Source organism: Oerskovia sp. USHLN155, from assembly GCF_037145535.1.
Classification (GTDB): domain Bacteria; phylum Actinomycetota; class Actinomycetes; order Actinomycetales; family Cellulomonadaceae; genus Oerskovia; species Oerskovia rustica.
Genome location: NZ_JBBCXG010000001.1, coordinates 473237 through 486394, shown reverse-complemented (window position 1 = coordinate 486394; position 13158 = coordinate 473237). Strand labels below are relative to the sequence as shown.

At 72.1% G+C, this 13158-nt stretch carries 12 protein-coding genes; 2 read left to right on the top strand and 10 right to left on the bottom strand.

Annotated elements, in window-relative coordinates; all coding sequences use genetic code 11:
• Positions 1–203: 203 nt before the first annotated feature.
• The 3 genes from WFH32_RS02155 to rimP form a co-directional block, all read right to left on the bottom strand.
• Positions 204–401 (bottom strand): YlxR family protein, encoded by a 198-nt coding sequence (locus WFH32_RS02155; RefSeq protein ID WP_240666240.1) that lies wholly within the window; start codon positions 399–401, stop codon positions 204–206.
• A gap of 147 nt (positions 402–548) precedes the next feature.
• A complete protein-coding gene (gene nusA, locus WFH32_RS02150) occupies positions 549–1655 on the bottom strand; it encodes a transcription termination factor NusA (protein WP_336706086.1) in 1107 nt (368 codons plus the stop codon).
• Between the two features lie 3 nt (positions 1656–1658).
• Positions 1659–2207, bottom strand: a complete 549-nt coding sequence (gene rimP, locus WFH32_RS02145) for a ribosome maturation factor RimP (RefSeq protein WP_191795603.1) — start codon at positions 2205–2207, stop codon at positions 1659–1661.
• 237 nt (positions 2208–2444) lie between these two features.
• Between rimP and WFH32_RS02140 the strand changes: the two genes are divergently transcribed.
• Complete coding sequence (locus WFH32_RS02140; protein WP_191795602.1) at positions 2445–3428, top strand: DUF4439 domain-containing protein; 984 nt, start codon at positions 2445–2447, stop codon at positions 3426–3428.
• 100 nt (positions 3429–3528) lie between these two features.
• On the opposite strand, the gene WFH32_RS02135 is transcribed toward WFH32_RS02140, so the two are convergent.
• Complete coding sequence (locus WFH32_RS02135; RefSeq protein WP_336706082.1) at positions 3529–5382, bottom strand: proline--tRNA ligase; 1854 nt, start codon at positions 5380–5382, stop codon at positions 3529–3531.
• 100 nt (positions 5383–5482) lie between these two features.
• Between WFH32_RS02135 and WFH32_RS02130 the strand changes: the two genes are divergently transcribed.
• The gene (locus WFH32_RS02130; protein ID WP_336706080.1) at positions 5483–6412 is read left to right on the top strand and encodes an Fpg/Nei family DNA glycosylase; all 930 of its coding nucleotides are present in this window, start codon (positions 5483–5485) and stop codon (positions 6410–6412) included.
• A 3-nt stretch (positions 6413–6415) separates the two neighbouring features.
• Here WFH32_RS02130 and WFH32_RS02125 read toward each other — a convergent pair whose 3' ends face one another.
• The 6 genes from WFH32_RS02125 to rlmN form a co-directional block, all read right to left on the bottom strand.
• A complete protein-coding gene (locus WFH32_RS02125; protein ID WP_191795600.1) occupies positions 6416–7372 on the bottom strand; it encodes a GNAT family N-acetyltransferase in 957 nt (318 codons plus the stop codon).
• 10 nt (positions 7373–7382) lie between these two features.
• Entirely contained in the window at positions 7383–8522 is a 1140-nt protein-coding gene (gene ispG, locus WFH32_RS02120) for a flavodoxin-dependent (E)-4-hydroxy-3-methylbut-2-enyl-diphosphate synthase (RefSeq protein WP_191795599.1), read from the bottom strand.
• A gap of 129 nt (positions 8523–8651) precedes the next feature.
• Positions 8652–9962: a M50 family metallopeptidase gene (locus tag WFH32_RS02115; protein WP_336706077.1), complete on the bottom strand. Its 1311-nt coding sequence runs from the start codon at positions 9960–9962 to the stop codon at positions 8652–8654.
• 137 nt (positions 9963–10099) lie between these two features.
• Entirely contained in the window at positions 10100–11284 is a 1185-nt protein-coding gene (dxr, locus tag WFH32_RS02110) for a 1-deoxy-D-xylulose-5-phosphate reductoisomerase (protein WP_336706075.1), read from the bottom strand.
• A 70-nt stretch (positions 11285–11354) separates the two neighbouring features.
• Positions 11355–11906, bottom strand: coding sequence for a DivIVA domain-containing protein (locus WFH32_RS02105; protein WP_030150597.1), 552 nt, complete (start codon positions 11904–11906; stop codon positions 11355–11357).
• A complete protein-coding gene (gene rlmN / locus WFH32_RS02100; protein WP_138824800.1) occupies positions 11903–13039 on the bottom strand; it encodes a 23S rRNA (adenine(2503)-C(2))-methyltransferase RlmN in 1137 nt (378 codons plus the stop codon). The genes WFH32_RS02105 and rlmN overlap by 4 nt, the downstream gene beginning before the upstream one ends.
• Positions 13040–13158: the final 119 nt, after the last annotated feature.

Genomic DNA, 13158 nt, shown 5'->3' with positions numbered 1-13158 from the left:
GCCCACCCGAAACAGGGAGGACCGTCTTTAGTGCTGGGTGCTCATCGCTGGGTACTCATCGGGTGCCCATCGGCTTCTAACCCGCTTCCTTGTCGACGATTCGTGCGGTGTTCGTGCGGTACTGGCGCGGTTCGGCCGCGACGCGTGGTGCGTCGCCGACCGGGACCGCCGACTGACGATGACTGGCGATGACTGACGACGGGTCAGCCTTCCCTGTCGAGATGGGCTCGGGCTTCGGCGAGATCCACGGGCCCTGCGAGACGCAGGGCCCGGGGGAAGGCTCGTCGACGCTCGGCCAGCTCGAGGCAACGCCGAGCATCGTGGAGCCAGGCGCCGCGCCCCGGGAGCGACCGGCCGACGTCGACGAGGAGCCGAGGCTCCGGGACGTCGGGCTGGTCCACCACGAGGCGGAGAAGAACAGACCGCAGGTCACGTTCCCGGCAGCCGACGCACGTTCGAACGGGCGCGTGAGCGCCTGAAGGGTCGTGTGACGGTGTCCGGACCCGTGGCCCAGTCAAGGACAGTCTAGCGCGCCCGCTCACCTGGTGTTACCCGTTTCCGTCACCGGTGCCCGACTCCTCCCCGTCGTCCGAGGCCTCCACGGCACGAGCGCTCGTCGCTCCGGCGTGGTCGACCTCGTCCGAACGGATGTCGATGCGCCAGCCGGTGAGCTTCGCGGCGAGCCGGGCATTCTGCCCTTCCTTGCCGATCGCGAGGGAGAGCTGGAAGTCCGGCACGACGACGCGGGCGGCGCGAGCCTCGGCGTCCACGACGGTGACTGACGTCACACGCGCGGGCGACAGCGCGCTGGCCACGAACGCGGCCGGGTCGTCGCTGAAGTCGACGATGTCGATCTTCTCGCCGTGGAGCTCGGCCATGACGGCGCGGACGCGTGCGCCCATGGGGCCGATGCAGGCGCCCTTGGCGTTGAGCCCCGCGACGCGCGAGCGGACCGCGACCTTGGACCGGTGGCCGGCCTCCCGGGCAATCGCCATGATCTCGACCGAGCCGTCCGCGACCTCCGGGACCTCGAGCTCGAAGAGCTTGCGCACGAGGTTGGGGTGGGTCCGGCTGAGCGTGATCTGGGGGCCCTTCATGCCGCGCGCCACGTCCAGGACGTAGGCACGCAGGCGCTCGCCGTGGACGTAGTCCTCGGTCGGCACCTGCTCGTGCGGCGGCAGGAGCGCCTCGGTGCCACCCACGTCCACGAGGACCATGCGCGGGTCGTTGCCCTGCTGGATGACGCCCGCCAGGACCTCACCCTCCTTGCCGCGGAACGTGCCGAGGATCTGGTCGTCCTCGGCGTCACGCAGGCGCTGCACGATCACCTGGCGGGCGGTCGCGGTCGCGATGCGACCGAAGTCCTTGGGCGTGTGGTCGAACTCGGGCCCGAACACCGGGGCCTTGTAGCGCCGGACCGGCTGGCCGTCCTCGTCGAGCTCGGGCTCCTCGTCCTCCTCGGCCGGGAGCTCCTCGCGCGCCCAGACCGTGACGTGGCCCGTGCGGCGCTCGAGCTCGACCCGTGCCCGCGCATAGGCGTCGGGGGTCCGGTGGTAGGCGGAGAGCAGCGCCTGCTCGATCGCCGCCACCAGGATGTCGAGGCTGATGTCCTTCTCGCGCTCCAGCAGGCGCAGCGCGCTCATGTCGATGTCCATCGATCAGACCTCCTCGTCGTGCGGGGCGTCGGCCCCGGGGTTCGCGTCAACAGCCATCTCCGGGCCGAGGTCCACCTCGAGGGCGCGCTTGAGCTCGACCTGGATCGCCCCACGGACCACGTCGGCGAGCGCGACGGACTCCACGGGGGCGTCGGTGAGCAGCAGGTTCCCGTCCTCGACGTCCGCAAGACGCCCCTCGACGGTCCCGCCGTCCTGCAGCGCGAGCCGCACGATGCGTCCGCGGGCGCGCTTGAAGTGGCGCAGCTCGGTCAGCGGGCGAGAGGTTCCGGGGGTCGAGATCTCGAGCGTGTAGGCGCCGGGGAAGGCGTTCGACGTGTCGAGCACGGTGTTGATGTCGCGCGAGACCTCGGCGACACGGTCCAGGCCGAGGTTGCCCAGGGCGTCCTCGGGGAGATCCAGCGTGATGCGGACGACCGAGCGGCTTCCGGCCAGGGTGACGGTCACGTCCTCCAGGTACAGGTCCGCGTCCTGTACGACCGGTTCCACGACCCGGCGGACCTTGTCCGCCCCGGCCTGCTTCGCCTTGTTCATCTCTCGGTCTCCCGTCGGCTCCCACTGCCCACCGGGCAAGGATTCGACCGGTGTGTTGTTGTACGGGATCAGCCTAACGACTCACCCACGCCGAACGTGACATCATCACCCTCGATGACTGCCGAACCTGCTCCGCACCCGCACCGTCCGCACCACCCGGACACCGCCTCAGCGTCCGCTTCGTCACGTTTTCCGCGGTGGAACGCCCCAGGGCGCCCTGTCGTGCGCCGTGGCGTGGTGGCGATCGTCACGTCGCTCGCGCTGCTCGCGGTCGCCGGATGCGGCCTGCGGCTCGAGACCCCGCCCCCGACCGAGCCCGTCCCGGACGCCCAGGAGACGCTCCGCCGCGTCGCCGTCGAGGGCGCGCTGCTCGTGGGCGACCTCGCCGACGCGGCGGCCGCGACGCCGTCGGGCCTGGACCAGACAGCCCTCGACGCCCTGGCGAGCACGAGCACCCAGGCCGACGAGCACGTGACACAGCTGGGGGGCGTCTACGACTCGGGCCTCCCCGAGCCCGACGCTGCCGCCGACGAGCCCACGACCGGCGCGACCGACCAGCCGACGGCTCCGGCGACCGCGACTCCCGCCGAGGTCGTCGAGGCGCTCGCGACGTCCGCCGTCGCGCTCCGTGGGGCGGCCGACGAGACCGAGGACGGGCCGTTCGCGCGCCTGGTCACGTCGATCGCGGCGTCCCAGGACGCCTCTGCGCGCCAGGTGGCCGCGACGACCGGCACTCCCCTGCCCGACTCGCTCCCCACCCCCACGGGGCTGCTCGTCCCCGAGGCCGCGCCGTCGGGCCTGAGCGCGACCGACCTGTCCACGATCGTCGAGGCCGAGGACGCCGCAGGGTACGCCTACGAGGTCCGTGCGGCGCTCGCCGACGGCGAGCTGCGCGACGCCGCGCTCGGACGCGCCCTGCTGCACCGCGCGCGGGCCGAGGCGTGGGCCCAGGCCGCAGGGACGGCGGGCGGGCCGCAGGACCCCCGCCGGGTCGCGTACACGATCCCGTCCGACGTCCCGACGCCGGAGCTCGCCGCGCAGCTCGAGACCTCGCTCGCGGAGTCGTACGCCGCGCTCACGGGCGAGGCCGGCGCCGGGTCGAGGCTCCCCCTCGTCGACCTGCTGATCGAGGCGAACCTCGCCGCGATCGGCTGGGGCGCCCCGGTGAGCGCCTTCCCGGGCCTGCCCGAGCAGGCGACGCAGACGCCCGCGGCCGGCTGACGGTCGCCAGCGCCAGGACGACGCACCACGCAGCACGAGACGGGCCGGGCCCGGGAGCGACGACCGCTCCCGGGCCCGGCCCGTCTCTGTCCGCCGCGCGCTACGCGAGCAGCTCGGCGACCTGGTCGGTCACGAGGTCGACCACGTCGGCGACGGGGACCTGCACGGCCTCGCCGCCCTGGCGCGGACGCACCTCGACGAGGCCGTCCGCGAGCCCGCGGCCCACGACCACGACGAGCGGGGCGCCCAGGAGCTCGGCGTCCTTGAACTTCACGCCGGGCGAGACCTTGGGGCGGTCGTCGTACAGGACCTCGACGCCGCGTGCCGAGAGCTCGGCCGTGAGCGACGCGGCGGCCTCGAAGACCGCCTGGTCCTTGCCCGTGGCCACGACCTGGACGTGCATCGGTGCGACGTGCGCGGGCCACGCGAGCCCCGCCTCGTCGTGGTTCGCCTCGGCCAGCGCGGCGAGCGCGCGGGTCACGCCGATCCCGTAGGAGCCCATGGTCACGACGACCTGCTTGCCGTTCTCGTCGAGGACCGTCAGGCCCAGGGCCTGCGCGTACTTGCGTCCCAGGGCGAAGATGTGGCCGATCTCGATACCGCGCGCGAGCTCGAGCGGGCCCGAGCCGTCGGGGGCGGGGTCGCCCGCACGGACCTCGGCGGCCTCGATCGTGCCGTCGGCGGTGAAGTCGCGGCCGGCGACCAGGTCGAACACGTGCCTGCCGTGCTGGTTCGCGCCCGTGATCCAGCGGGTGCCCTCGACGACGCGCGGGTCCAGGAGGTAGCGCACGGCCGAGTGCGACGACGCGGGCGTCCTGCCCTCGGCCGGCACGGTCACCTGGGGGCCCTGCGGGCCGAGCACCTCGGGGCCGATGTAGCCCTTGACGAGCTCGGGGTGCGCGGCGAAGTCGGCCTCGCCCGCGGGCTCGACCTCGGCGGGCTCGACCGACGCCTCGAGGCGCTTGAGGTCGACCTCGCGGTCGCCGGGCAGACCCACGACGAGCACCTCACGGCGGCCGTCGGGGTGCGTGAGCGCGAGGACCACGTTCTTGAGCGTGTCGGCCGCGGTCCACTCGCGGTCCGGGCGGGGGAAGCGCGCGTTGGCGAGCGCGACGAGCGAGTCGATCGTCGGGGTGTCGGGGGTGTCCTCGACGTGCGCCGCGGGCGCGGCGTCGAAGGGCAGGGCGTCCGGCGCGGGCGTGACGACGGCCTCGACGTTCGCCGCGTAGCCCCCGGGCGAGCGCACGAACGTGTCCTCGCCGATCGCGGTCGGGTTGAGGAACTCCTCGCTGCGCGAGCCGCCCATGGCCCCGGACGTCGCGGCCACGATCACGTACTCGAGGCCCAGGCGCGTGAAGATCCGCTGGTAGGCGGCGCGCTGGTTCTGGTACGAGGCCTCGAGCCCCTCCTCGGTCACGTCGAACGAGTACGCGTCCTTCATGATGAACTCGCGGCCACGGATCAGGCCCGCACGGGGGCGCGCCTCGTCGCGGTACTTCGTCTGGATCTGGAACAGCGTGAGCGGCAGCTCCTTGTACGACGAGTACATGTCCTTGACGAGGAGCGTGAACATCTCCTCGTGCGTGGGGGCCAGCAGGTAGTCGCCGTCCTTGCGGTCCGTGAGGCGGAACAGGTTCGCGCCGTACTCGTCCCACCGGCCCGTGGCCTCGTAGGGCTCGCGCGGCAGCAGCGCCGGGAAGTGGACCTCCTGGCCACCTGCGTCCTCCATCTCCTCGCGGACGATCGCCTCGACCTTGGCGAGCACGCGCAGGCCCAGCGGCAGCCAGGTGTAGATGCCGGGGGCGGCACGACGGATGTAGCCGGCGCGCACGAGGAGCTTGTGGCTCGCGACCTCGGCGTCGACCGGGTCCTCGCGCAGCGTCCGCAGGAACAGGGAGGTCATCTTGAGGGGCTTGACGGGGGGACCGACCACCCGGCTGGAGGCTGAAGACATGGGCCCGATCCTACCGTCGCGGGCGCCGCTCCCCCGCAGGGTTCGCTGCCTGCTCCTGCCCTCCGGTGCGCTCCGGCGCACGAGCGGGCACCATGGAACCGTGCCCGAGCTGCCCGAGGTCGAGGCGCTCGTCCGATTCCTCGACGAGCGTGCGACCGGTCACGTCGTCGTGGCGGCGGACCTTGCCTCGATCGTGGCTCTCAAGACGTTCTCACCCCCGCTGTCCGCGCTGGTGGGCGGCACGGTCACGGGGGCCGCGCGCCACGGCAAGTGGCTCGACCTGGCGGTCCGCCCGGGGGCCAGCGCGGGCAGCACGAGCAGCACGAGCGGCGTGCCCGACGGCGACCTGCACCTGGTCTTCCACCTCGCCCGGGCCGGGTGGTTGCGCTGGTCCGAGGACGCACCGACGACGCCCGTGCGGCCCACGTCGAGCCGTGGCGGCGTGCGGGCCGTGCTCGCGCTGCGGGTCCGGTTCGAGGACGGCTCGGGAATCGACCTCACCGAGGCCGGCACGCGCAAGCGGCTCGCGGTCCACCTGGTCCACGACCCCGACGAGGTGCCCGCGATCGCGACGCTGGGCGTCGAGCCGCTGGGGCCCGACTTCACGCGCGAACGTCTCGCCGAGCTGCTCGGCGCGCGCAACCAACAGCTCAAGGGGGTCCTGCGCGACCAGCGCCTGATCGCCGGGATCGGCAACGCCTACTCCGACGAGATCCTGCACGCGGCCCGGACCAGCCCGTTCCGCCTGACCCGCAGCCTCGACGCCGAGGACGTGGCCCACCTGCACGACGCGATCCGGGACGTGCTCACCGAGGCCGTCGCGACGTCGTCGGGCAGGCCCGCGGCCGAGCTCAAGGACGCCAAACGCCGCGGGATGCGCGTCCACGGGCGCACGGGCGAGGCCTGCCCGGTGTGCGGGGACGTCGTGCGCGAGGTGTCGTTCGCCGACCGCAGCCTGCAGTACTGCGCCACGTGCCAGACCGGTGGCCAGGTCCTCGCGGACCGGCGCATGTCGAAGCTCCTGAAGTAGGTCTCAGAACAGGACGGTCGCGAACGTCCCGACCTGCTCGAACCCCACGCGACGGTACGTCGCGAGCGCGCGCTCGTTGTACGCGTTGACGTAGAGCGAGACGATCGGCGCGATCTCCCGGCGCGTGATCTCCACGACCGCGGCCATGCCGGACTCGGACAGGCGTCGCCCCCTGAACCGGGGGTCGACCCACACGCCCTGCACCTGCGCGACCTCGGGCGTGACCGCACCGAGCTCGGCCTTGAACACCACGACGCGCTCGGGTGCGAGACCGGCAAGGGGGTCGCCCACGAGAGGGGCACCCGTCCCGGGAGGCGGCGGGGCGGCCGCTGCTCCGCCGTCGACCCGCACGAACGAGCGCCCCGACGTGATGAGCCCGCGCACGCGGTCCGCGTAGGCGTTGCCGCCCGCGGCGACCGGCGAGTACCCGACCTCCTCGACGAACATGCGCACGCACGCCGGCAGGACCAGCGGCAGCTCGGCCGGTACCGACCGGCGGACCGCCGGGTCCGGCTCGACGTCCGGCGCCCGGTCGATCATGAGCGACGGCTGGTCGTCCCGGATGTCCCGGGCCGCGGGCCAGTGCTCGGACAGCCTGTCCCACAGCCCCAGCGCGGCGGAGCGCTCACCCACGATCGACGACGCCCGGCGCCCGAACCTGCGCGCGAGCGCGGCGAACGCGTCGAGCGCCTCTGCGCGGTCCGCGCCCTGCGACGGGACGACGGGCACCAGGTTGGCCCCTGCCCAGCAGATCGCCACGAGAGGCCCCTGCGCGGGGAAGCCCCACACCTGTCCGCCGCTGTGCGAGAGCCGGGTCGCCTCCACGATGCGCGAGGCCGCGAGCACCGACCCCACCGGGTCCAGCGCGCACACGCTCAGCGCCTCGGCGACGTCCCCGTCGCCCAGGACCCGGGCAGCCTGGGGCCGGGACCACGGCCCCGGGGGGTGCCAGCGCGCCATGGCCGTCGACTCAGCCGACGGTGACGACGGGCGGACCGGCCTGTGCGTCGTTCTCCGGCGTCATGGTCTCGGCGATACGCATCGCCTCCTCGATGAGCGTCTCGACGATCATCGACTCCGGCACGGTCTTGACGACCTCGCCCTTGACGAAGATCTGCCCCTTGCCGTTGCCCGACGCGACACCGAGGTCCGCCTCACGAGCCTCTCCCGGCCCGTTCACGACGCAGCCCATGACGGCGACGCGCAGCGGGACCTCCATGCCCTCGAGGCCTGCCGTGACCTTCTCCGCGAGCGTGTAGACGTCCACCTGGGCGCGACCGCACGAGGGGCACGAGACGATCTCCAGCTTGCGCGGGCGCAGGTTGAGCGACTGCAGGATCTGGATGCCGACCTTGACCTCCTCGACCGGCGGCGCGGACAGCGACACGCGGATGGTGTCGCCGATGCCCTTGCTCAGCAGCGCGCCGAACGCCGTGGCCGACTTGATGGTGCCCTGGAACGCCGGACCGGCCTCGGTCACGCCGAGGTGCAGGGGCCAGTCACCGCGCTCGGACAACAGCTCGTAGGCCCGCACCATGACGACCGGGTCGTTGTGCTTGACCGAGATCTTGAAGTCGTGGAAGCCGTGCTCCTCGAACAGCGACGCTTCCCAGACGGCCGACTCGACGAGCGCCTCCGGGGTGGCCTTGCCGTACTTCGCGAGCAGGCGAGGGTCGAGGGAACCCGCGTTCACGCCGATGCGGATCGAGGTGCCCGCGTCCGCGGCGGCGCGGGCGATCTCCTTGACCTGGTCGTCGAACTTGCGGATGTTGCCCGGGTTCACGCGCACCGCGGCACAGCCCGCGTCGATCGCCGCGAACACGTACTTCGGCTGGAAGTGGATGTCCGCGATGACAGGGATCTGCGACTTCTTCGCGATCGCCGGCAGCGCGAGCGCGTCGTCCTGGCTGGGCACCGCGACGCGCACGATGTCGCAGCCGGACGCGGTCAGCTCGGCGATCTGCTGGAGGGTCGCGTTGATGTCCGTGGTCGGGGTCGTGGTCATCGACTGGACGCTCACGGGGGCGTCACCGCCGACGTCGACCTTGCCGACCTTGATCTTGCGGGTCTTGCGGCGTGGTGCGAGGACAGGCGGGGGTGCTGCTGGCATGCCAAGGCTGATGGGTACGCTCACGGACCTAGTATCCCCCGTCCGACCCCTCGCCCGCGCCCGACGCCGTTCCCCGCCCCGCTCCGCACACGACTCTTCGCGAGATCTTCACGGGACCGGAGGCGCAGGTCAGGTGAGGCGGATCGGGTTGGCGATGTCCGCGTAGATCAGCAGCACGCCCATGCCGAGCAGGACGACCCACATCGCCAGACCGAGCGGGACGAGCTTCGCGACGTCCGCGTGCGCGGGGCGCGGGCGGCCGCGGACCTTGGCGACCTGCCGCTTGGCCCCCTCGTACAGCGCACCCGCGATGTGCCCGCCGTCGAGCGGCGGCAACGGGATGAGGTTGAACGCGAACAGAGCGATGTTGAGCGAGGCCAGGAGGCTCAGCATGATCGCCACCCGGTCGACCACGTCGACCTGGTCCGCCCCCACGACGTCCACCGCGATCCGCCCCACGCCCACCGGGCCCATCACCGAGGCCGGGTCCCGCTCCTCGCCGCCGAACGTGGACTGCACCACGTCGACCAGCTTGGCCGGCAGCTCGACGATGACCGCCGCCGTGCCCGAGACCTGCGCCCAGATGGCCTCCGGCACCGCGCTCAGCGGCTCCGAGACCCGTTCCTGGGTCGGCGCGATCCCGACGTAGCCCGCGGGCTTGAGCACCGGCTCGCCGTCGTCGTCGGTCACGTACTGCCCGTCGTCACCGACGACCGGACGGTCGACCTCGGTCGGGGTGATCTCGAGCGTGACCTGCTCACCCGCGCGCTCGACCACGACCGGGACCGTCTGGCCCGCGGCACCCGTGATCTTGCCGACCAGCGAGTCCCAGGACGTGACCGGCTCGCCGTCGAACGACACGACCGAGTCTCCGGGCTCGATCCCCGCCTCGGCGGCAGGGGTCGCAGGGTCGCTCGCCGTGCACTCGTAGTCCGCCGGGGCCGAGGCCGGTGCCACGCACGCGGGCACCGTCGCGACCGTCGTGGTCGCCTGCGGCGACCCGATACCGACCAGCACCACGGTCATGAGCACGAACGCGATCACGAGGTTCATGAACGGCCCGCCGAACATCACGACGACCTTCTTGGGCACCGAGAGGTTGTAGAACGCGCGCGGCTCCTGACCCGGCAGGATCTCCTCGGCGCTCATCTCCCGCGCGTCCTGCACCATGCGACCGAAGAAGCCGTTCGACTGCTTGGCGCCGGGAGCAGCGGGCGGGTACATGCCCACGAGGCGCACGTAGCCACCGAGCGGGATCGCCTTGAGCCCGTACTCGGTCTCCCCCTTGGTCCGGGACCAGAGGGTCGGGCCGAAGCCGACGAAGTAGTGGCTGACCCTGACACCGAACTTCTTCGCCGGGACCATGTGCCCGACCTCGTGCAGGGCGATCGACACGAGGATGCCGACCAGCACGACGAGGATGCCGATCACCGCGGCCATGAGTACTCCGTTCGGGGGTGCTGCGAGAAGACGAGGAAGACCAGTGCTGAGGGTCCGAACCTACCGCCGGTTCCTGCGGGCGGCCTGAGTCCCGTCAGGACCTGGACCGGTCCGTGGAGGCCCGGGGCTCCAGGGGCTCAGCGGCGGGCGAGGATCTCGTGAGCCCTGGCCCGGGCCCACCCCTCGGCGCCCGTCACGTCGTCCAACGTGACCGCGGCGCGCGAGGTTCCCGAGTGCTCGCCCAGGACCTGCTGCACGGTCTCGACGATGTCCAGGAACCCGATGCGACCCGCCAGGAAGGCCGCGACGCACTCCTCGTTGGCTGCGTTGTAGACCGCGGGGTGCGTCGCCGACGCCGACACCGCCGCACGCGCGAGGCCCACGGCCGGGAAGAGCTCCTCGTCGAGCGGCTCGAACGTCCACGCGGTCGCACCCGACCAGTCGCAGCCCGCGGCCACCTCGCCCAACCGGTCCGGCCAGCTCAGCCCGAGGGCGATGGGCAGCCGCATGTCCGGCGGCGAGGCCTGGGCGATCGTCGAGCCGTCCACGAACTCGACCATCGAGTGCACCACCGACTGCGGGTGCACCACGACCGTGATGTCCTGCGTCGGCACGTCGAACAGCAGGTGCGCCTCGATCAGCTCGAGCCCCTTGTTCATGAGGGTCGCCGAGTTGATGGTCACGACCGGGCCCATGGCCCACGTCGGATGCGCCAGCGCCTGCTCCGGGGACACCGCCTTGACGTCGTCGCGCGCCCACCCGCGAAAGGGGCCGCCCGACGCCGTCAGCACCAGTCGGCGCACCTCCTCGGGACGTCCCGAACGCAGCGCCTGGGCGATCGCGGAGTGCTCGGAGTCGACCGGGACGATCTGGTCCGGACGCTGCTTCGCGTCCTGGACCAGCACGCCGCCCACGACGAGCGACTCCTTGTTGGCCAGCGCGAGCGTCGAGCCCGCGGCGAGCGCGGCGAGGGTGGGGCCCAGCCCCACCGAGCCCGTGATGCCGTTGAGCACGACGTCGGAGCCTGCCCCCGCAAGATCTGTCGCGGCGTCCGGACCGACGAGCACCTCGACCGGCCGCGCGCCCGCACGGGGAGCCTGCGCTGCCAGGGCGGCCTCGACGTCCGCGGCCCGCGCAGGGTCCGCGACGCCTACCCTCGCCACACCCAGCTCGATCGCCTGGCGCGCGAGCAGGTCCGCGTTCGCGCCACCTGCCGAGATCGCGTCCACGCGGAAGCGGTCGGGATGGCGGGAGATCACGTCGATCGCCTGGGTGCCGATGGAACCGGTCGACCCGAGAAGGGTCACGCTGCGCACACTCATGCGGACATCCTCCCAGGTACCGGGACCGTCCGAGGCGAGCGACGCCGTCGGGCAGCCGTGGTACCCCGCGTCACTCGACGCCGAGCAGCACCTCGATGGCCCGGGCGAAGAACGCGTCCACGGGGCCCTCCGCGTAGCCGTCCTTGCCGCGACGACGCGCGAAGGTCGAGCTGCGGATCTCGGCGGCGGTGATGGGCTCCTGGCGGTCGAAGTACGCCACGAGGCGGTCGCACAGGTCGTCGACGTCGTCCATGTCGTAGCCCCACTCGCCACGCCCGGCCGGCGCGAAACGCTCACCGTCCGGACGCCCCAGGCGCCCGTACAGGCTGCGAGCCCGCTCGGCGAGCGCGTTCATCCACGCCTGCTGGCCGTTGACGGCGACGTACTCGGCACGCTGACGGGCGATGAACGCACCCTCCAGGCGGTCGAGGGCCGCGTCGACCTCATGGGTGTCGTACCCGCCGCGGACCAGGTCGAACATCGAGACCTGGATGTCCGTGCTCGTCAGACGCTCCGGCTTCCTGCCCTCGTAGACCTGTCGCGCGTGGTCGAAGAACTCGTCCACCTCTTCCGGGTCGTACCCGTTGCGCACCTTCGAGACGGTGCTGAACAACGCACTCACGCTTCCTCCTCAGCTGCCAGCTGCCCGCACGCACCATCGATGTCGCTGCCGCGTGTGTCACGAATAGTGGTCGGAATCCCGTGCCCACGCAAGCGAGCCACGAACTCGTCCTCCACCTCGCGCTCGCTCGCCGTCCAGATCGAGCCCGGGGTCGGGTTGAGCGGGATGGGGTTCACGTGCACCCAGCCCGAACCGCGAGCCGTGAGCTTCTCGCCGAGGAGGTCCGCACGCCAGGCGTGGTCGTTCATGTCCTTGATGAGCGCGTACTCGATGCTGACACGGCGCCCCGTGACCTCGAAGTAGTTGCGTGCCGCGTCGAGCGTCTCGTCGACCGACCACCGGGTGTTGATCGGGACGAGCTCGCTGCGCAGGTCGTCGTCGGGCGCGTGGAGCGAGAGCGCGAGCGTGACCGGGATGCCCTCGGCCGAGAGCTTGTTCATGGCCGGCACCAGGCCCACGGTCGAGACCGTGATGTTGCGGGCCGACATGCCCAGGCCCTCGGGGGCGGGCGCGATGAGCTGGCGGATGGTCCCCATGACGGCCTTGTAGTTGGCCATGGGCTCACCCATGCCCATGAAGACCAGGTTGTTCAGACGCGCGGGCCCGCCCGGGATGTCACCGTCCGCGAGCGACTTGGCGGCAGAGCGCACCTGCTCGACGATCTCCGCGGTCGACAGGTTGCGCGTCAGACCCAGCTGGCCGGTCGCGCAGAACGGGCAGGCCATGCCGCAGCCCGCCTGGCTCGAGACACACAGCGTCGACCGGTTCGGGTAGCGCATGAGCACCGACTCGACCTTGGCCGCGTCGAAGAGCTTCCAGAGCGTCTTGACGGTCGTCCCGCCGTCGGCCTGCATGACGCGTGCGGGCGTCAGCAGCGGCGGCATGAGGTTCTCGACGAGCAGGTTCCGCGTGGCCTGGGGGAGGTCGGTCATGTCCTCCGCGTCGTTCGTGAAGTGCGCGTAGTAGTGCGTCGCGAGCTGCTTGGCGCGGAACGGCTTCTCCCCCAGCTCGACGACCGCGGCCGTGCGCTCCTCCGGGGAGAGGTCGGCGAAGTGGCGCGGAGGCTTCCCGCGGCGGGGTGCCGACATGACGAGCGGCAGCGGCTTCGATTCGACGGACGGGCGAACAGACATGGAGGATCCAGAGGTTGGAGCGGGTGGAGCAGGTCAGTGCACCGCGTCGACGCACGACGCGGTGCACTCGAGCGAGCACGCCGGTGCGTCGGGCGACACATCGGCACGCGCGCGTGCGT